General features: G+C 66.9%; 18 protein-coding genes. 11 read left to right on the top strand and 7 right to left on the bottom strand.

Going from position 1 to position 19,491, the window contains the following annotated elements; all coding sequences use genetic code 11:
• The first annotated feature begins 7 nt into the window (after window positions 1-7).
• The 4 genes from QP140_RS03040 (at window position 8) to purE (ending at window position 3,319) form a co-directional block, all read left to right on the top strand.
• Complete coding sequence (locus QP140_RS03040) at window positions 8-889, top strand: biotin--[acetyl-CoA-carboxylase] ligase (protein ID WP_284758052.1); 882 nt, start codon at window positions 8-10, stop codon at window positions 887-889.
• Window positions 889-1,431: a hypothetical protein gene (locus QP140_RS03035; protein ID WP_284758050.1), complete on the top strand. Its 543-nt coding sequence runs from the start codon at window positions 889-891 to the stop codon at window positions 1,429-1,431. Before QP140_RS03040 ends, QP140_RS03035 begins: the two co-directional genes overlap by 1 nt.
• A gap of 68 nt (window positions 1,432-1,499) precedes the next feature.
• Entirely contained in the window at window positions 1,500-2,762 is a 1,263-nt protein-coding gene (locus tag QP140_RS03030) for a 5-(carboxyamino)imidazole ribonucleotide synthase (RefSeq protein ID WP_284758153.1), read from the top strand.
• 29 nt (window positions 2,763-2,791) lie between these two features.
• A complete protein-coding gene (gene purE, locus QP140_RS03025; RefSeq protein WP_070759582.1) occupies window positions 2,792-3,319 on the top strand; it encodes a 5-(carboxyamino)imidazole ribonucleotide mutase in 528 nt (175 codons plus the stop codon).
• A 124-nt stretch (window positions 3,320-3,443) separates the two neighbouring features.
• On the opposite strand, the gene QP140_RS03020 is transcribed toward purE, so the two are convergent.
• The 5 genes from QP140_RS03020 to QP140_RS03000 all read right to left on the bottom strand — a co-directional run bounded on the left by QP140_RS03020 (window position 3,444) and on the right by QP140_RS03000 (window position 8,493).
• Window positions 3,444-3,767: a hypothetical protein gene (locus QP140_RS03020; protein WP_284758047.1), complete on the bottom strand. Its 324-nt coding sequence runs from the start codon at window positions 3,765-3,767 to the stop codon at window positions 3,444-3,446.
• Between the two features lie 13 nt (window positions 3,768-3,780).
• Window positions 3,781-4,611 carry a carbohydrate ABC transporter permease gene (locus QP140_RS03015; RefSeq protein WP_070759584.1) on the bottom strand — a complete coding sequence of 277 codons (831 nt, stop codon included), beginning with the start codon at window positions 4,609-4,611 and terminating at the stop codon, window positions 3,781-3,783.
• Window positions 4,608-5,666, bottom strand: a complete 1,059-nt coding sequence (locus QP140_RS03010; protein WP_246818143.1) for a carbohydrate ABC transporter permease — start codon at window positions 5,664-5,666, stop codon at window positions 4,608-4,610. Before QP140_RS03010 ends, QP140_RS03015 begins: the two co-directional genes overlap by 4 nt.
• 309 nt (window positions 5,667-5,975) lie before the next feature.
• On the bottom strand, window positions 5,976-7,229 hold the full coding sequence (locus QP140_RS03005) for an ABC transporter substrate-binding protein (RefSeq protein ID WP_284758044.1): 1,254 nt from the start codon (window positions 7,227-7,229) through the stop codon (window positions 5,976-5,978).
• 187 nt (window positions 7,230-7,416) lie between these two features.
• Complete coding sequence (locus tag QP140_RS03000) at window positions 7,417-8,493, bottom strand: ABC transporter ATP-binding protein (protein WP_070758257.1); 1,077 nt, start codon at window positions 8,491-8,493, stop codon at window positions 7,417-7,419.
• Between the two features lie 61 nt (window positions 8,494-8,554).
• Between QP140_RS03000 and QP140_RS02995 the strand changes: the two genes are divergently transcribed.
• The 4 genes from QP140_RS02995 (at window position 8,555) to QP140_RS02980 (ending at window position 12,671) form a co-directional block, all read left to right on the top strand.
• Window positions 8,555-9,808, top strand: coding sequence for a sensor histidine kinase (locus tag QP140_RS02995; protein ID WP_284758042.1), 1,254 nt, complete (start codon window positions 8,555-8,557; stop codon window positions 9,806-9,808).
• 96 nt (window positions 9,809-9,904) lie between these two features.
• Window positions 9,905-10,699 (top strand): response regulator, encoded by a 795-nt coding sequence (locus QP140_RS02990; protein WP_284758151.1) that lies wholly within the window; start codon window positions 9,905-9,907, stop codon window positions 10,697-10,699.
• A gap of 181 nt (window positions 10,700-10,880) precedes the next feature.
• Window positions 10,881-11,852: an ABC transporter ATP-binding protein gene (locus tag QP140_RS02985; RefSeq protein ID WP_284758040.1), complete on the top strand. Its 972-nt coding sequence runs from the start codon at window positions 10,881-10,883 to the stop codon at window positions 11,850-11,852.
• 60 nt (window positions 11,853-11,912) lie between these two features.
• Window positions 11,913-12,671: an ABC transporter permease gene (locus QP140_RS02980; protein ID WP_284758039.1), complete on the top strand. Its 759-nt coding sequence runs from the start codon at window positions 11,913-11,915 to the stop codon at window positions 12,669-12,671.
• 97 nt (window positions 12,672-12,768) lie between these two features.
• On the opposite strand, the gene QP140_RS02975 is transcribed toward QP140_RS02980, so the two are convergent.
• Together QP140_RS02975 and QP140_RS02970 are read right to left on the bottom strand one after the other, a co-directional pair.
• Entirely contained in the window at window positions 12,769-13,563 is a 795-nt protein-coding gene (locus QP140_RS02975) for a TIGR03089 family protein (RefSeq protein ID WP_284758038.1), read from the bottom strand.
• 37 nt (window positions 13,564-13,600) lie between these two features.
• Window positions 13,601-15,385 carry an LCP family protein gene (locus tag QP140_RS02970; protein ID WP_284758037.1) on the bottom strand — a complete coding sequence of 595 codons (1,785 nt, stop codon included), beginning with the start codon at window positions 15,383-15,385 and terminating at the stop codon, window positions 13,601-13,603.
• Between the two features lie 203 nt (window positions 15,386-15,588).
• On the opposite strand from QP140_RS02970, the gene QP140_RS02965 reads away from it, so the two are divergent.
• The 3 genes from QP140_RS02965 (at window position 15,589) to QP140_RS02955 (ending at window position 19,029) form a co-directional block, all read left to right on the top strand.
• On the top strand, window positions 15,589-16,653 hold the full coding sequence (locus QP140_RS02965) for an SDR family oxidoreductase (protein ID WP_284758035.1): 1,065 nt from the start codon (window positions 15,589-15,591) through the stop codon (window positions 16,651-16,653).
• A 10-nt stretch (window positions 16,654-16,663) separates the two neighbouring features.
• Window positions 16,664-17,620, top strand: a complete 957-nt coding sequence (locus QP140_RS02960) for a glycosyltransferase family 2 protein (protein ID WP_070758271.1) — start codon at window positions 16,664-16,666, stop codon at window positions 17,618-17,620.
• Window positions 17,621-17,916: 296 nt separating this feature from the next.
• The gene (locus tag QP140_RS02955) at window positions 17,917-19,029 is read left to right on the top strand and encodes a sugar phosphate nucleotidyltransferase (protein WP_070758273.1); all 1,113 of its coding nucleotides are present in this window, start codon (window positions 17,917-17,919) and stop codon (window positions 19,027-19,029) included.
• Window positions 19,030-19,491: the final 462 nt, after the last annotated feature.

Here is a 19,491-nt window from a genome sequence, read left to right as displayed (position 1 = left end):
CAAGGGCATGCAAACTTCCCGTGTTCTTCTCGACGCCGCCACCTTGCGCGAGGTGCTGCCCGCCCTCGGCTGTGGGGCCGTGGAGGTGCTCGATCAGACGACGAGCACCAATAGCGTGCTCGCTGAGCAGGTCCGGGCGGCGCTGGCGGCAGGCGAGGAGGTGCCGGAGTTCTCCGTGCTCTTTGCCGAGGAGCAGACGCAGGGCCGGGGGAGGCTGGACCGGGCGTGGGGTGCGCCGCGCAGCAGTCAGCTGATCGTCTCTGTTGCCGCTCGACTGCCGGGGGTGGATGTGGCGACCCGGCTGGGGCTGTTGCCACTGCTGACCGGTGTCGCGGCGGTGGACGCGGTGCGCGCGGTGAGCCGGGCAGCTGGTGCGGAGGTCCCGGCGGAGCTGAAGTGGCCCAATGACGTGATGGTGGACGGCCGGAAGCTCGGCGGGATCCTCGTGGAGGCCGTGCAGCTTGAACCCGAACCGATCGTGGTGATCGGCCTGGGGCTGAACGTGGATCTACAGCGCACGGAGCTGCCGGTGCCGCATGCGACCTCCCTGGTTCTGGAGGGCATGCCAGGCGACCAGGAGTCGAGCGAGGGCGGCCCCGGAGTGCGCACCCGCCTGGCCATCGCGCTGATCGACGAGCTGGTGGGCGGGCTACGCCGCTTCATCCAGCTGGGCGGGGCACCGCAGAGCGTGCTGCCGCGCTACCGACAGGTCGTCGCCACCCTGGGCACGAAGGTCGTGGTCCACCTTCCGGACGGCACGACCACCCACGGCGTCGCCCGAGACGTGGAGGGTACCGGTGCGCTGGTTGTGGACGTCGACTGTGGCGGAGAGCTGGTCGTCGCCGCCGGCGACGTCACCCACCTGCGACCCGCGGAAGGGGAGAGCTGATGGCCTTCGGGAAAATCACCTTCGAACCAGGCGAGCAGATTCTCGCCGAGCTGTGCCCCAACCGTCGCTCCCTGCTCTTCCCCGTGCTGGAGCTGCTGCTGATCACCGGGGTCACCTGGGCACTGATCGGGATGATCGACCACTACCTCGACGCGGAGGCGCTCCGCCTGCTCGGCTATAGCCTCCCCGTGCCCAGCCAGCTGGCGATGCACGTTGGCGAACCGTTCTACGTTGCGGCCCAGTGGGGTCGGCGCGCGCTGGTGATGCTGTGGCTCTTCCTGGCCTGGCGGCGCTGCGGGCGACAGATGATCTTCCGCGCCCGCAGCCGGATGATGCTCACCAACGAGCGCCTCATCACCGCCACCGGGCACTGGCGCAGCCAGACTGCCCAGGTGCCGCTGGAGTACATCGTGGACGCTCGGGCGAAGGGCTCCACCGTCTCCGTGTTCGTGATGGGAACCCGCAATCCGATCGTGCTGCGGGACGTGCCCTATGCCAAACGCTTCGTCCGGCTGATCCGCAGTTACACGCGGGCACTATGATTGGCCGTGTGAAAGATTCAGCTCATTCTTCTGCACCATCCGCTTCCAATCCCAACGCTGAGGTCGGCATGACCCGCGCCGCTGACTGGTCCATCGCCCGGGCGGCTGCCCACGCGCCGGGCGCCCCATTGGTGACCATCATCGGCGATGGCCAGCTGGCCCGCATGATGCAGCAGGAGGCCGTGGAACTGGGCCTCTCTGCCCGCGTGCTTGCCGGCTCCGCCGATTCTTCTGCCGCGCAGGTCACCGCGGACGTCGTGCTGGGGGACTACACCAATAAGGCACACGTCGCGGAGGTCTCTAAGGACGCCGATGCCGTGACCTTCGACCATGAGCACGTGCCAAACGAGTTCCTCGACGAGCTCATCGCCGCGGGCATCAACGTCCAGCCGCAGCCGAAGGCCCTGATTAATGCGCAGGACAAGCTGATCCAGCGCCAGCGCCTCTCCGAGTTGGGCGCCCCGGTCCCGGCCTTCACCGCCATCGCGAACACCGAGGACGCCGCTGCCTTCTGGTCCACCACCGGCGGCAAGGTCTGCCTCAAGGCCCGCCGCGGCGGGTACGACGGCAAGGGCGTGTGGTTCCCGGACTCCGAGGCCGAGCTCAACGAGCTGGTCACAGAACTGCTGGACAAGGGCGTGCCGCTGATGGCCGAGGAGAAGGTGGAGCTTGTCCGCGAGCTCTCCGCCCTGGTGGCCCGCACCCCGTCGGGGGAGGCTAAGGCTTGGCCGATCACCGAGTCCGTGCAGGAGCGCGGCATCTGCGTGGAGGCCGTCGCCCCAGCCCCGGGCCACGACGGCGAGGTCCTCAATCAGGCCCGCGAACTGTCCCGCACCATCGCCACCGAGCTGGATGTCACCGGCGTGCTCGCCGTCGAGCTCTTCGAGTTCCGCGACGCCGACGGTGAGCTGGCGATCAGCGTCAACGAGTTGGCCATGCGCCCGCACAACACCGGGCACTGGACCCAGAACGGGTCCGTGACCAGCCAGTTCGAGCAGCACCTGCGCGCAGTGCTGGACCGCCCGCTGGGCAGCACAGATCTCACCGCGCCCGCCACGGTCATGGCCAATGTGCTGGGGAACGACGATGCCGACCCGGCCATGCCGATGCACGAGCGGATGGACCAGGTGTGGCGCCGCTTCCCGGCGGCCAAGATCCACATGTACGGCAAAGACTGGCGCCCGCGTCGCAAGATCGGGCACGTGAACCTCTCCCTGCCCGCAGGCCAGCCCGCGACCGACGAAGCGGTGGCACAGCTGCGCCGCGACGCCCGCCTGGCCGCGGACTTCCTCGTCGCCGCCGAGTGGTCCGACGGCTGGACCGAAGCCTAGAAACCGATCAGCCCCAGGAGGCACATAACATGACTAGCAACAAGAACTCTGCCCCCACCGGCCCGCAGGTCGGCCTGATCATGGGCTCCGATTCCGACTGGCCGACCGTCGAACCCGCCGCAGAGGTGCTGGCCGAGTTCGGCATCCCGATGGAGATCGGCGTGGTCTCCGCGCACCGCACCCCGGAGCGCATGCTGGATTATGCCCGCGAGGCACACAAGAACGGCGTGAAGGTCATCATCGCCTGCGCTGGGGGTGCTGCGCACCTGCCGGGCATGGTTTCGGCAGCCACGCCGCTGCCGGTCATCGGCATTCCACGTGCTCTGAAGAACCTCGATGGCCTGGACTCCTTGCTCTCCATCGTGCAGATGCCGGCGGGCGTGCCGACCGCCACCGTCTCCATTGATGGTGCGAAGAACGCTGGCCTGCTGGCCGTCCGCATGCTCGCGGTGGCTGACCCGGAGCTCATGGAGCGCATGGTGAAGTACCAGGAGGATATGCGCGATAGCGTCATGGAGAAGGACGCCGCCTTGAAGCGCAAGCTCCTCGGCGAGTAGTTTCCAGCTGCCGCAAAGCTGGGCCTCGCAGCTCAGCAACGCCATCGCCGGGCCTCGCAGCTCGGCCAGGAAAGGCAAAAAGCGCCCCTCGGGGCGCTTTTTCTTTGTGCTCTCCAGGGGCGCTCTAGTACTCCCGGTAGCGACGGTAGCGACGCCACACCAGCCAGCTCAGCAGCAGTAGGACCGCGAAGAATACACCGGGCCAGGGGGAGGGTTCGGGCTGGAAGACATTCCACACCGCCTGCACCCCGGCCAGCAGGGTGAAAAAGCCCACGAAGCCCAGGGCGGACTCCCAAACCAGCTTCTTGCGCTGGCCGTCCGGATCCACCTCGCCGGCTGGAGCGCCACACCGGGCAGCTCCACCGGCGCGCTCGTCCAGCCCGCTGGCAGCCCCATCGACTGGCCGGTCCTCGCGCGTGCCCCGCGCCGCGTGCTCAGGCTTCGACACGATCAACCAACCCCTACTTCACGCCACCGGCGGTGAGCCCGGAGACGATGCGGCGCTGGAAGACCAGCACCATCACGACCAGCGGCACCGTCACCAGCGCGCCGGCAGCCATCGTCGCCGCGTAGGGGAACTCGTAGGCCGAGGCCCCGGAGAAGCGGGCGATCGCTACGGTCACCGGCTCCACGGCGGGGGTGGACAGCTGCTTGGCGAGCATGAACTCGTTCCAGGTCGCGATGAACGCCAGGATGGCCGTCGTAAACAGGGCGGGCGTGGCCAGCGGAAGAATGACCTTCCGGAAAGCCAGGCCACGGGAGGCGCCGTCCACGCGGGCGGCCTCCTCCAGCTTCCACGGCAGCTCGCGGAAGAAACTAGTCAGCGTGTACACCGTCAGCGGCAGGACGAAGGAGATATTCGGGATGATCATCGCCTGGTAGGTGCCGATCCACTCGATCTTGGAGAAGAGCTGGAACAGCGGGGTGACCAGCGCGATGCCCGGGAACATTGAGGCCGCCAGGATGATGCCCGTGACCAGCCCCTTGCCGCGGAAGTCCACGCGGGCCAGGGCGTAGGCGGTGAACACGCCCACCGTGAGCGCGATCGCGGTGGTCGCGGCACCGATGATCAGTGAGTTGCCGATCGCCCGGAGGAAGTTATTGCCGGCGTCGGTGGCCAGCGCGTCGCGGAAGTTCTCCAGCGTCAGGTGGCTGGGCAGCGGGTTGGTGGAGAAGGTGTAGCGCTTGTCGCGCAGGGCGGTGACCACCATCCAGTAGAACGGCGCGAGACCCCACGCCAGGATCACGATGACGGCGAGGTAGTTGCGCAGAGTCTGGGTTGCCTTCTTCATCGCTGTCCTCCCGTCGCTGCGGTATCTACGGTGTGCGCGCCCTGCGCGCCCGCTGCGTTGCCCTTGTCGGGGACGTCGCCGCGGTCGGTCTCAGCCTTCTGCTCGTTCTTCTTCGTGGCGACGCTCCCGCCGCGCAGCCTGCTCAGCAGAGACTTCTTTGGCTTGCTGCCAGCATCCTGGGTTCCGCCGATATCGGCGCCCAGGAACCTCACCATCACGTATGCCACCCCGAAGATCAGCAGGAAGATGAGGGTGGACAGGGCGGAGGCGGAGTTGTAGTTGCCCTGCTTGGTATCCGTGATCACCAGCTGGCTGATCACAGCAGTGGGGGAGTTGGAGGACTCGGAGATCATGATGACCGGCAGGTCGTACATGCGCAGCGCGTCCAGGGTGCGGAAAAGCACCGCGACCATCAGCGCCGGGCGGACCAGCGGCAGGGTGATCTGGGTGAACTGCTGCCACTTGGAGGCCCCATCCACGCGGGCGGCCTCGTAGACACCCTGCGGGATCATCTGCAGGCCCGCGAGGATCAGCAGCGCCATGAAGGGTGCGGTCTTCCACACGTCCGCGATGATCACCGCGAAGCGGGCGGCCCACGGGTCGGTGGTCCAGTGGATCTGGGTGCCGAGCAGGGAGTTGATGATGCCCTGGTCGGCGAAGATGAACTGCCAGAGCTTCGCGGTCACGGCGGTGGGGATCGCCCAGGGCACGAGTACGGCGGCGCGCAGCAGGCCGCGGCCGAGGAAGCTGCGGTTCATCACCAGTGCCATCCACAGGCCCAGCAGGGTCTCCAGGCTGACGGTGACCACTACGAAGAAGAGGGTGATGCCGAGCGCGGGGTAGAAGTCCGTCGGCAGCATGCCGGAGGTGCATTCCACCACGGTGCCGTTCGAGCTCATGCAGCGCTGGGCGATCCACGTGAGGTAGTGGTCGAAGCCTGCGAAGCCACCCTCCACGAACATGCCGGTGTCCGGGTCGAGGTGCCGGTTGGCCTGGAAGGAAAGATAGATGGCCCGCAGGATCGGGTAGCCGATGACCAGGGCCAGCAGCAGCATGGCCGGGCCGACGAGCCAGACCGCGCGCAGGTCACGGCGCGGCTTGGTGGGGCGCGTTGCCTTCGCCTTCCTGCCGTGTGGCGCGGTACCCGGTGCAGGCGCCTGGTCGGCCGGTGCCGCCGATGTCGGCGAGGTGCTCACAGGCTTTCTCCTTTTGCCGTTGACGGGCCCGCCGGGGACACCAGCGGGCGGGTTGCATAAAAAGCATAGTCGCCACCCCCGACAGGAATGGCGAGGCGGCCACCACATCATGGTGATGCGGTGGCCGCCTGTGTTTCGCACGTAGCGACGAGAGGGGTGAAGAGGCGCTTAGCTTTGAGCGGACTCGATGGCCTTCTTCATGTCCTCGGTGGCCTTGTCGATTTCGCGCTTCTGGGTCAGCGCTGCGTAGGAGTTATCCTGCACCGCCTTGGACAGGGCGTCGTAGGTCGGGGACGCCGGGCGCGGCTTCGCGTTCTCCAGGGAGACCTTCAGGGCCTCCATGTACGGGAACTCCTCCTGGATGTCCTCCTCGTCGTAGATGCTTGCCAGCACCGGCGGGAAGGATGCCTTGGCGAAGGAGCGCTGGTTCTCCTCGTTGATGATGAACTCGATGAACTCCTTGGCCGTGGCCTTGTGCTTGGAGTTGATGTTGATGCCGTTGTTGTAGCCACCCAGGGTGGACACGCCGACGCCGTCCTTACCGACCAGCGGGGAGACCTCGGTCTTGCCCTTCACCGCGGAGCCCTCCTCCTCGGCGTTGGTGTACATGTACGGCCAGTTGATCGCCATTGCGGTCTGGCCCTGCGTGAAGGCGAGGTTGACCTCTTCCTCGGTTGCGCCGGTGGAGGCGGAGGAGATGGTCTTGTCCTGGTAGGCGTCCACGAGAGCCTGCAGGCCCTCCTGGGACTTCTCATCGGTGACGGTGACGTTGCCGTCCTCGTCCATGATGGCCCCGCCCCAGCCGCGCATGAAGCTGTCGGTCATGACGGTCAGGCCCTCGTACTGCTTCAGGGTCGCGGTCAGGCAGTCCTGGTCCTTGACCTCCTTGCACTCCTCGACGAGTGCGTCCCAGTTCTCCGGGACGTCCTTGACGATGTCGGTGTTGCGGTACAGCAGCTGCGCGTTGGTGTTCTGCGGCAGCGCGTAGAGCTTGTCGTTGTAGGTTGCGGACTCCACGGTCGGCTTCAGCAGCTTGCTGGTGTCGACCTCGAGGTCGCCCTCCAGCGGTGCGAGCCAGCCGTTGGCTGCGAACTGTGCGGTCCAGACGACGTCCAGTGCCATGACGTCGATGTCGTCCTGACCTGCCTGCAGGGACTGCACCAGGGTGTCGCGCTGGGCATCGGCCTCACCGGCGAGCTCCTGGAGCTTCACCTGCTCGTCCGGGTGCTCTTCGTTCCACGCGTCGATGATCGGGCGGAGCTTGTCGGTGTCGTTCTTGCCCATCGCGAAGGTGATGGGGCCGCGGGCGTCGGCGCCCTCCTGGCCCTTGGCGGAGTCGTCGGAGCCGCCGTCGGAGCAGGCTGCCAGAGCCATGCCGGATGCCGCGAGGATCGCCAGCATCTTCTTGTACTGGTTTGCCATAGTGGAGCCTTTCTAGAAGGTATTCCCGGCTGACCTTCCCGGCGAAAGATGCAGGGAAGCCACCCACCGCCGCGCCGCTGGGGCGCGCTGGTGAGTGGCAGTCAGCGGGAAAGCTGAAAAGTCTGCACCCCAAGTTTAGGTAATCGGGGGGTAGATCCCACGATGAATATCTTTCTAGTGGTTAATTCTAGCCCCGGCCGTTACCCCCGACCCGCTCCTGGGTCTGGGCGTCGAAGAAGTGGATCCGGGCGCCTGCCGCCGGTGTGAGCACCACGGTCTGCCCGATGGCGGGCTGCCCGCCCGCCCCACCCCGGGCCACGAGGGTGCCGTAGTCCGTCTCCGCATAGATATAGGAGTCCGCGCCGAGCTCCTCGACGAGGCTGACCTCGCCGCGGACGCCGTTGGCCGAGCCCTCGGTATCCACGGTGAGGTGCTCCGGGCGCACGCCCACGATCAGCTCCTTGGCTCCACCATTGCCCGCGTAGCCGGCCGGCAGGGTCTCATCGAAGCCCGGCAGCGGCTCGGTGGTGCTCAGCAGGTTCATCGCAGGCGAGCCGATGAAGCCCGCCACGAAGGCGTTATCCGGGTTCTCGTAGAGCTCCTTCGGGCTGTCCACCTGCTGCAGCACGCCGTCCTTGAGGACGGCCACGCGGTCACCCATCGTCATCGCCTCCACCTGGTCGTGGGTGACGTAGACGGTGGTCACCCCCAGGTTTTTCTGCAGCTTCACGATCTGGGCGCGGGTCTGGACGCGCAGCTTGGCGTCCAGGTTGGACAGCGGCTCATCCATGAGGAAGACCTGCGGCTCGCGGACGATCGCCCGGCCCATGGCCACGCGCTGCCGCTGGCCACCGGAAAGGTCCTTCGGCTTGCGGTCCAGGAACTCCTGCAGGCCCAGGATCTCCGCCGCGCGATCCACCCGCTCGGCGATCTCGGACTTCGAGCGCTTGGCGACCTTGAGCGCAAAGCCCATGTTCTCCCGCACCGTCATGTGTGGGTAGAGGGCGTAGTCCTGGAAGACCATCGCGATGTCGCGAGCTGCCGGCTCGGTGCCAGTGACGTCCTTGCCGCCGATGGCGATGTGCCCGCCGCTCGTCGCCTCCAGGCCGGCGAGCGCGCGCAGCGTGGTGGACTTTCCACAGCCGGACGGGCCCACGAGCACCAGGAACTCGCCGTCGGCGATGTGCAGGTCGAGGTCCCGCACGCTGGGTCGCTCCGCGCCGGGGTACTGGATCGTTACGTCATCGAATTTCACGTCGGCCATGGGGAAGATGATACTTCAGGACGACGAGCCCCCGACCCAGCCGACCCTAGAATGTCGAACTATGCCCGAAAACAATGTACCCGGCGCGCTCGGCCACAACCCGCTGAGCACCGGCCCCCTCGGTTCCAACCCGACGTGGTGGCGCGACCCGGCTCGGCGCCTGCAGTTCCTCGTCATCTCGCTGCTTTTCCTCCTGCTTTCCTTTCCGGAGATTGGCTTTGCCTCCGGCCAGTCCGGGGGTTGGCAGGCGCCGATACTCCTCGCTGGTCTCGCCATCTCCTACGCAGGCTTGGTTGTGCAGCAATGGCGCGTGGAGCTGGGGGTGGCGATGATCGCGGTCGGCCTGGCCCTCTCCGCCCTGTCCGGGGGGTTAGCTGTGTTACTCGGGTATCCGCTGGTGTGCTGGCAGGTGTACGTCATTCGGGCGCACCTGCCGCGGCGACGGAGGATGTGGCTGGCTATTGCAGTGGTCGGCAGCCTCGCGGCGATCACCTGGCAGTTCATCGCGGACCGGTTGTATAACCCGATCTTTTCTGAGCAAATCACCCTAAAGGAGGTGCTGGCCGACCCGGAGATTTGGGGGACCATCGGCATGGCAAGCCTGCTGGCCCTGGTGTCCATCGCCCTGTGCTGGCAGTTCGGCAAGCAAGCCCACCGGCGCCAGGAGGAGGTCGCCAACCTCGCGGCCCGCGCGGAACTGGCCACGGTCTCCGAGCGCAACCGCATCGCCCGCGAGATGCACGATATCGTCGCGCACTCCCTGACCGTCGTGATCGCGCAGGCTGATGGCGGCCGCTATGCGGGGCGCAAGGATCCGGAGAAAGCCATCGAGGCGCTCGAGACGATCTCCACCCGCGGCCGCGAAGCGCTGACGCAGATGCGCAGCCTGCTCTCCGTCCTCCACACGGAGGAGGGCCGGGACGTCGCGGCAACCCCGGGGATCTCCGGTATCCAGGACCTCATCAGCGACGCCAACCGCTCCGGCGCCCACGCCACCCTCGCCGTCGAGGGTGAGGAGGTTCCGCTCGACGAGGCGAAGGGGCTGACCGTCTACCGGGTGGTGCAGGAATCCCTCACGAACGTCATTAAGCACGCGGGCTCCGTCGAGGTGCGCGTCCGCCTGATGTGGGAGGACGCGCGCCTGACCGTCATGGTGGATAACGCCCCGGGCGAGGAGCAGCTGACGGGTAGCGGCCGGGGACTGACGGGTATTAAGGAGCGCGTGCGGATCCACGGTGGGAAGGCCAGCTGGGGGTCGAGCGCGCTCTTCCCCAGCGGCTGGAATGTCACGGCCACCATTCCACTCGGCGCGTAGGGGCTGCGTGTCTGACCGCAGTGCTACCGTGACGGCAGCAGGCCAGCAGAAGAACTAATGACCGAAGAATTTTTAAAAGGCGAGGGGCACGCAAACATGATCACCGTGGGATTGGCTGATGACCAGCAGCTCGTGCGCGCCGGCTTCGCGATGGTGCTGGATAGCCAGGATGACATCTCCGTGGCCTGGGAGGCCGCCGACGGGGCCGAGGCCTGCGAGCTGGCCGTAGCCCAGCCCGTGGACATGATCCTGATGGACGTGCAGATGCCCACCATGGACGGCATCGCGGCGACCCGCCGGATCCTCAACGATCTTTCTCCCACGGGACCGGCGGGGGATCCCACCCGGGTGATCGTCCTCACCACCTTCGATAGCGATAACTACGTCCTCGGTGCCGTCACCGCCGGGGCCAGCGGTTTCCTGCTCAAAGACGCCGACCCGGAGGAACTCATCAACGCGGTCCGCATCGTCGGGGAGTCCACCGCCGTGATCAGCCCCGCGGCGACCGCGAAGCTCATCCAGCGCCTGCGGGCGGACGGGGCCGCAGGCAGCGCCGCGTGGCAAGCGGGGTCACCCGCGCCGGGTGCGCAAGCGGAGGATCCCGCCGCCACGACACCGGCAGCGACGCGGCAAGACCCGCCGGATGCCGAGGATGACCTTGGCCTGGTGGATCCACTCACCCCACGCGAGCGGGAGATCCTCTGCCTCATCGCGAAAGGACAAAGCAACCAGGAAATCGCGGAGAAACTCTTCATCTCTCTGCCGACGGTAAAGACCCACGTCGGGCGGGTTCTGATGAAGACCGGCTCGCGGGACCGGGTGCACGCCGTGCTCTTCGCCCTCAAACACCACCTCGTGGACCCGGAAGAATTGCTGACCGCCGAAAGCTAAAAACAAACCGGAGCAGGAACGCCAACCCGGTGGGGAGAACTGCAGAACCACCGCGCCACGGTGAGCCGCGGGGATGACCGGAAGGGGCGGACGTCATACCCCGGTATGAAAGAACAGAAACGGCGATAATCATCCGCCGGACCGATGTTCCAGGGTGGGGCTAGGCACGAAACTGTGAAACATGATCACAGTTGAACAGCTCAGCAAGAGTTACGGAAAGAACCAGGTCCTGAAGGACATCAGCTTCCACGTCCCGGACGGGAAGGTCACCGGCTTCCTCGGGCCAAACGGTGCGGGCAAGTCCACCACGATGCGCTGCATGCTCGGCCTGGACCGGGCAAGCGCCGGGCACGTCACCTTCAGCGGCGAGTACCGCGACGGGCAGTCCTACGACGGGGCCTTTGCCACACTAAAGAACAAGGCGCAGATCGCCGGCGCGGTGCTGGACGCCTCCTGGTTCACCCCGGCACGCACCGGACGCAACCACTTGCGCGTACTGGCACACGGCGCGGGTATCAGCGACAAGCGCGTGGATGAGTGCCTCGAGATCGTGGGTCTGAGCAGCGCGGCGAAGAAGAAGGCCGGCGGCTACTCCCTCGGAATGAAGCAGCGCCTCGGGCTGGCAGCGGCACTGCTCGGCGACCCGCAGCACCTCATCATGGACGAGCCCGTCAACGGCCTGGACCCCGAGGGCGTCACGTGGATGCGCAACACCATCCGCGCGCTCGCGGCGGAGGGGCGCAGCGTGCTGGTCAGCTCCCACCTGCTCAGCGAAATGCAGCTCACGGCCGACCGCCTCGTGGTGATCGGCAAGGGGCAGATGATCGGGGAGTACTCGATGGACGAGTTCCTCGCCGGCGGCACCGTGGTCACCGCGGAATGCCGGGAGGCGGTGCTACTCAGCGAGAAGCTGCAGCACAAGGGCCTGAAGGTGGAGCTGCAGCGGCCCCGCAGCATGCGCATCGCCCTGCCGGAGGAACTCAGCGAGGAGGAGCTGCGCGAGATGGTGGCGCAGACCGCGCTGGAGGAGAACTTCCTCATCACGAAGCTGGCCGCGGAGACCGCGAACCTGGAGCAGCGCTTCCTCGCGGCGACGTCCGAGGCACAGGAGTACCGCACGGGCGCGGTGGCCGGCGCTGGCGCGGAGCATTAAGCCACACCGAACAGAACAAGCTAGAAGACCAGCGCGAGAACAAGAAAGAAGGCGCACCCCATGAGCAGCTTCCTCAGCTCTGTGAAATCCGAAACAACGAAACTCCTCACCCTGCGCAGCACGTTGATCTACTTCATCCTGCTGGGCGGTTCCATCGGCGGGCCGGTGTTTTTGTACCTCCTCCTGTCGGAGACGCCCCTCAAGGTGGACTTCTCGGACGTCGGCCTTGGCGGCATGATCGCCCTGATGATCTGCATCGTTTTTGGCGCCTCCACCACGGCCGGCGAGATCAGCACGAAGATGCACGCCCAGGCCTTCCTGACGCAGCAGTCGCGGTGGAACTGGCTGGCCGCCCGTGGCCTCGTTGCCAGCGTCTTCGTGGTGTTAACCCTTGCGCTGGCGATGGCGCTGACGGTGCTGATGATCGTGATCTGGCCAGGAGCGACCTTCGTGGGTGAGCAGAACAATACCGTCTGGTCGCTGCTGATCGGCGGGGCCGCGTTCACCCTGCTCGCGCTGGGAACCGCCAGCCTGTTGCGCTCCCGCGTCGCAGGTATCGGTGTGCCGCTGGTCTGGATGCTCGTCGTGGAGCCACTGATTTCCCTCGGCGGCGAGAAGTTCGACATCCTCCGGAAGATTTCCGACGTCATGCCAGCGAATACCATCAACGAAATCCAGCGGTATTACACCCTTGAGGGCTACGGCGCCCTGATGGAGGATGCGCACACCCCGGCGTTCTACCTGACTGTGCTGGCGGTGTGGGTCGTGGCCCTGCTGGCCCTGGGCTTCTTCCGCAACTGGCGCGCGGACGTGCGCTAGGCGAGCGCAACCAGGGGGTTGGCAATACTGGCGCGTGGCTTCGGCCGCGCGCTTTTCGTATTTCGGCGCTTGTCAGCGGGCTGGGTACCCGCCGTTATTAGTTAACGAGGCGGGCGTTTTCCGAGGCTGCGAGTTCCGCGAGCCGCTCTGGGGTGGCATCCGTGCTCATGACGACGGCCCCGCCCGCAGCCCAAGGCCGCAGAGTTTCCGCCAGCTGGACCGCGTTGTTCCAGGGGCCGAAGATCATGCGCTCGCCGTCCGCGGCGACGTCGTCGTTCTTAGTGGTGGCCAGCCACTGGCCCTCGCTGAGCTGCTCGCCACCGCTGGCCGCCAGCACCCGGCCCTCATCGACCGGGGCGGACGAGCCCAGGAATGCATCGGGCTGAACCCGCAACTCGGGGGAGAAGTCATTCAGACCGAAGGGCAGCTCGCCGCCCGATTCCGTGACGCCACGGCCGAAGGGGTCGGTGGAGAGGACGAAGACCTCCTCGATCGGCTCGCCCAGCTCGCCGATGTCACCCAGGCCGCCCACTGTATCCAGCCCGCCCAGCCCGTCGTCGGCCAGCTGCTCGGCCAGCTCGACAGAGTCCGTGAACGCAGCAACCGGCGGGGCGGCGGCGTCGGAAAGGGAGTCGGGGAGGGGACCGCGGGCGTCCACGACGGTCGCACCGATCAGCCACGCACCCACCGCGATCGTCACCGGCTGCCAGCCGGGCTCAGCGTCGCAGACAATCACCGACCCAGGCCCCGCCCCCAGACCGAGCAGGAGGTTAGCCACCTTGGACTGCCAATTCTGCAGCGTCTGGGCAGAGAGCTCCATGCGGCCAGCATCGGTGTAGGTGGTTAGCCGCGGGGCGGCGGGATCGTTCAGAAGGGCAGAGAGAGCATCCATGCGCCCCATCCTAGAGACGCCACCCGCACGGGTGCGCCTAGTTCACGCACATCGGGCCGTCACCGCCTGCGTCGATTTCCTCGACCGGTGGCTTGGCCGTCGGGTCCTCGGTGTTCTCCACCGGGTTGCCGTCGCCGCCGATGCTGCCCGTCTGCCCGACGGTGTTGCTGTCCTCGCCGGATTCGGTGCCCTCGTCCGGGATCCCGTCGCCGTCGAGGTCGCGCATGCCCTCGGTCAGCGTGCCTGCGTTCGGGTCATTCGGCTCGACCAGCGGGGCGGTGCCAGGCACGGAGCCCGGGCCGGAGTAGGTGCCCGCCAAAGTGACGGAGAGTTCCTTGTCATCCAGGGAAGGATCCTCGACGATCTCCAGGCCACCGAGCTGCTTGGCCAGCCCACGGGCGGCCGGGTCGTTCTTATCCTTCGCGTTGACCTGGGACTCCGAGACGCCGGTCTCCTCGGAGTTTCCGACCTCGCCTTCCTTGTATCCGTAGTTTCGGGTCAGCTCGGAGACGTTCGCGGCCACCCCCGGGATGTTGGAGGCGTTGAAGACGTTCACGCGGTAGTCTGCCGCGTCGTAGTCCTCGATCGGGCCGTCCTCGCCCTTATCCTTGGTCGCCTTGTCGCCGCCGTCCTCCGGGGCGTCCTCGCCGAGCAGTTCGTTGAAGAACTCGTGGACCTGATCGACGTCGACGGTGACGATGGATTCACCCATGTCGCCGACCCCGTCGATGGAGGTCACGGGGATGGTCTGGAACTTCACGTTGCCGCCGGCCAGGTCCTGCATCTGGGTGGCCAGGGACATGACGTCCCAGCCCTGGTCCAGGACCACGGAGCGTTCCACGGCGTCGTTGATGCGGTTCAGTGCGGTGGGGTCGGTCAGGGTCTTGGAGGAGAGCACCTTGTTGACCAGGGAGGCCATGTAGGCCTGCTGGCGGGTGATGCGGTCCAGGTCGCCTCGGGGCAGGCCGTGGCGCTGGCGGACGAAGCTCAGCGCCTGCGAACCCTTGAGCGTGGAGCGGCCCTTCGGGAAGTCCGCGCCGGACAGCGGCTCCTTGACCTTCTCCTTCAGGCAGACGTCCACGCCGCCGACCGCGTCGGTGAGCAGGACGAAGCCGAGCAGTCCGATCTCGGCGTAGTGGTCGACGGTGATGCCCGTCAGGTCGGCGACGGAGTGGATCAGCGCCTGGCGGCCGGCCTGCTTGGAGGCTTCCTCGTCGCTCTTCTCCTGCTCAGCGTCCGCCGGCTCGGTGCGGCGCTCGGCGATCTTCTGTTCTTCCTCGAACTTCGCGGTGCCGTAGACGCCGTTGAGCTTCATGTTGCCGTTCGGGGTGGCGACGTACGTGTCGCGTGGCAGGGAGACGGCGGTTGCCCCGGAACCGTCGTTGGGCACGCGGATGAGGATGATCGTGTCCGTGTTGGTGACCTCCTCCTCGCCCGCGTTGAGCATGTCGATCTCCTGCTGGCTCAGGGGGTTGCCCTGGGCATCCGTGCGGGAGTCGATGCCGACCAGGAGGATGTCGGTTGCGCCGTCCTGGTTATCGCCGAGGGCGAGCTCGCCGGTCTGGGCGAGCCGCCCGTCGAGCTGGCCGATCGCCTTATACCCAACCGCGCCGAGCACCAGCACCAACGCTGAGACCGCGGCGAGCACCATGCGCACCGGCTTTGAGCCGATCTGGCGGGTGGCAGTATCCCCGGGGGCGGGCATGATTTGGCGGGAGGAGCGCCGCGGCGTGGCAGGCTCCGAATCCACCCTGCCTGCGCGATCAGTCCGCGAGCGGTAGGCGCGGGGCTGCTGGTCGCCAGCGTTGGGGGGCATAGTCATAGGGTTTTCTTCTCATTCCCGGTTGGCAGATCCGCTGGGGCGCGGGCGGCCTCGTGGCACACAAAACTCCGATAATTATAGGACTTTTCCCTTGCCAAGCCCACCACCTCCAGGGTGGGCGCAGCGGCCGCATGGGCGGCTGCTGTTTCCCCGACTGGCTGTGGGGCCTTAGTTGGCTGTGGGGCCTGAGTAATCTGGACGCCATGCCACAGTCACAGGATTCCCCGACCAACCCCGAGCGCCCGTTGGGCGCTCACGGCGACGCTGCCCGCAGCACCGGCGCCGGCCGTGAGGCTGACCGGATGTACGAGAGCCTCGCTGCGGGAACGGGAACAACCGGTGGCGTGGTGCCCGGCATCGTCGTGCTGGGTGCCGGGGGCCAGCTGGGCACAGCGCTTGTGGCCGGGCTGGCAGACCACGCCGCCCCGGTGGTGGCTGTGGGCCGCGCCGAGCTGGACCTGACCGCCAGCGATGAGGAGTGCGCCACCGCCCTGCGGGCAGCCATCGAGCAGGCGGGTGGCCGCGACGTTGTGGTTATTAACGCCGCTGCCTGGACGGCGGTCGACGCTGCGGAGGACCCTGCGAATACAACGACGGTCGAGCGGGTGAACGGGACCGCGCCGGGCGTGCTCGCGCAGGTGGCAGCCGCGCAGAACGCGGGTTTCGTCCACATCTCCACCGACTACGTCTTCAGCGGGGAGGCAGGCAGGCCGCGGGCGGTGACCCCGGAGGATCCCCCGGCGCCGGTGAATGAATACGGCCGCACGAAACTGGTGGGGGAGCGCGCGGTGCTGGACGCCGGCGGCACCGTGGTGCGCACGGCCTGGGTATTCAGCGGCCCCACCGGGCCCGGGCGAGACTTCCTGGACACGATGGCGGGGCTGGCTGACCGCGGTGTGAACCCGGCGGTGGTGGACGATCAGTGGGGCAGGCCGACCTTTACCGGGCACCTCGCCGCAGGGCTTATCGAGCTGGCAATCACGCTGTGGCGCCAGCGCCCGGTGGATGCGGATGCGCGCACGCCGGAGCTGCCGCGACTACTGCACGCCACCGGTAGCGGGGAGGCGACGACCTGGGCGGGGTTCGCCGCCGCAATCTTCGACGCCACCGGCCACGACCCGGCCCGCGTGAGCCGAATCCCGACCGCGGAGTACCCCACCCCGGCGCGCCGCCCGGTCGGGGTGTACCTGGACACGAGCTGCTGGGAGGCGGCCGGGCTTTCCCCGCTGCCAGCGTGGCAGGACGGACTGCGGGCGGCTCTGGGGTAACGTTCCCCCCGTGGCACCCATAGCGATTATCACGGTGACGTACTCGCCTGGCGAGTACCTCACAAAGTTCCTGGACTCCATCCCCGCTGCTGCCGAGCAGGGGGCGCACGTCGTCATGGTCGATAATGGTTCGACGGACGGCGCGCCGGAGGCTGCCGTCGCCGACCGTGGCGGACGTATCAGCGGGCCCGGGGCTGAGTCTCAGGACGCCGCCCCGGATGTGGCTGGTAATGCGAAGGAACTGGGCCTGGAGCTGCGCTATTCGGGCGGCAACATCGGCTACGGCTCCGCGATGAACCTCGGCGCCCGCAACCTCCGCGACCTGCGTGACGCGGGTGAGATCGACGATGAGTTCCTCATCATCTCCAACCCGGATGTCGTCTTTACCCCGGGGTCTATCGACGCGATGCTTGAGTGCGCCCGCCGCCACCCGCGCGCAGGGGCCATCGGCCCACTGATCCGCGAGGCAGACGGTTCTGCCTACCCGAGCGCGCGCAGCGTCCCTCGCCTGGGGGCTGGCATCGGGCACGCCCTGCTGGGTGGGGTGTGGCCGTCCAACCCGTGGACGAAGCAGTACCGTCACGACGATGACCTGGACCGTGAGCGCGAGGCCGGCTGGCTGTCCGGCTCCTGCCTGCTGCTGCGGTGGAAGGCCTTCGAGTCTGTCGGTGGCTTCGACGAGCGCTACTTCATGTACATGGAGGACGTGGACCTGGGCGATCGCCTGGGCCGGGCGGGCTGGCAGAACATCTTCACGCCCACCGCGGAGATCAGCCACGCCAAGGGGCACGCCGCGGGTGAGCACCCGGAGAAGATGCTGCCCGCCCACCACGAGTCCGCGTACCGCTTCCAGGCCGACCGCCTGCCCGGGGCGAAGAATGCGCCGATCCGTCTGCTGCTCAAGGTCGGTCTTTCGGTGCGCGCCAAGGTTTCGGTGTGGCTCGCCGCGCGGAAGCGCAGGGGCTAGCACCGAAAGCCCCGGCCTCGAAGCACGCACGCTGAGATGCGTCGTGTTGCGGGGCTGCGCATTTTTTTCGCAGAGCCTTCCGCCCGGCTGTGGCGCGCTGACGGGAAAATTTTCCCCAGTGTCTCGGCGCCCCGGCGTGGAGGCGGGATTATCACCCGCGGGCGCGCTAACGTGCCTAGGGACACCAACCCCACGATCGGTCGGTCCCAGCAGGGCGCCGGTGAGCTGCTCGTCTGGGGTGAAGCGAATAGTTTTTTGACTGTCTACAGCAGTTGCCGAACACGAGGGAGTAAGCGATGGCAGAGGTGCCTCAGGACAGCCTTGATACCCGAGCTCTGGCGGAGCAGACTGACGCGGTGATCCTCGTCGGTGGGAAGGGCACCCGGTTGCGTCCCCTTACCAACAGCACGCCGAAGCCGATGCTTCCGGTGGCAGGGGCCCCGTTCCTGCAGCACCTGCTGGCCCGCATCAAGGCTGCGGGGATGACCCACGTGGTGCTCGGCACCAGTTTCAAGGCGGAGGTCTTCGAGCAGTACTTCGGCGACGGCTCCGAGATGGGGCTGGAGATCGAGTATGTCGTCGAGGACGAGCCGCTGGGCACCGGCGGCGGTATCCGCAATGTCGCGAGTAAGCTGCGCCACGACCGCGCGATGATCTTCAACGGTGACGTGCTGGGCGGCACGGACCTCGGCGCGATCCTGCGCACCCACGTGGAGCAGGACGCGGAGGTCACCCTGCACCTGCTGCGCGTGGCCGACCCGCGCGCCTTCGGCTGTGTGCCGACGGACGAGTCCGGCCGTGTCGAGGCTTTCCTGGAGAAGACGGAGGACCCGCCGACGGACCAGATCAACGCGGGCAGCTACGTCTTTAATAGGGACGTCATCGAGTCCATCCCTCAGGGACGTGCGGTGTCCGTGGAGCGGGAGGTTTTCCCGGAGCTGCTGAACCGCGGGGCGCGCGTGTTCGGGCACGTGGATCAGGCCTACTGGCGCGACCTGGGCACCCCGGGGGACTTCGTGCGTGGTTCCTCCGACCTGGTCCGTGGGATTGCTCCCTCGCCGTTGCTGGAAGGACGTCACGGTGAGGCGCTGGTGGACGAGTCCGCCGCGGTGTCCAGCGGTGCGCTGGTTTATGGCGGTTCGGTGATCGGCCGTGGTGCGGAGATCTCCGGTGGTGCTCGCGTGGAGTCCTCGGTCGTTTTTGATGGCGTGCAGATCGAGGCTGGGGCCACGGTGGAGCGCTGCGTGATCGCGGAGGGGGCGCGCATTGGGGCGCGGGCGCACCTCGAGGACTGCGTGATCGGCGAGGGGGCCGTGATCGGTGCCCGCTGTGAGCTGGAGTCCGGGGCGCGCGTGTGGCCGGGCGTTGCGATTCCGGACGGCGGAATCCGCTTCAGCAGTGACGTCTAGCGCAGCCTGGTCGCGCTAGGGGCGGGGGTCGGTAGACCCCACCGGCGACACCGGTGAGGCGTCATGCTGGCCCTGCGGCGGGACTTTCGGGGGTGGAAATAAAAATTCTTCGAATTTCCAATATCTTGTGCGTGAGACGTCACTTCCGCTGATCGCAGGCCCATATGTAGTGGTTCCGGTGGGGGTGTGCGGAATATCTCGTTACCTTCGAACGTCTGTTCTAGATGTCTGCTGCGGACGATATAGTGACCTCTGTGACAGCTGTGACTTTTGGGGCGGGCGGGATTTTCAGAAAGTTTGACGGGACGTAACTACACGTGTGTAATCTTCGATATAGCTGCAATAACAACACACCCGGTGAGGCGCTTGACTTTCACCTCAGGCGATACCTTCACAGCGCCGGGAGTGCGAACCAGTAAGGAGTATTGCCGTGGATAAGCCAGCGAGCTCGGCCTATCCCGC

It is taken from the genome of Corynebacterium sp. UMB9976, assembly GCF_030212265.1.
In the GTDB taxonomy this organism is placed as follows: domain Bacteria; phylum Actinomycetota; class Actinomycetes; order Mycobacteriales; family Mycobacteriaceae; genus Corynebacterium.
This window is presented reverse-complemented; position numbering and strand designations above follow the sequence as displayed.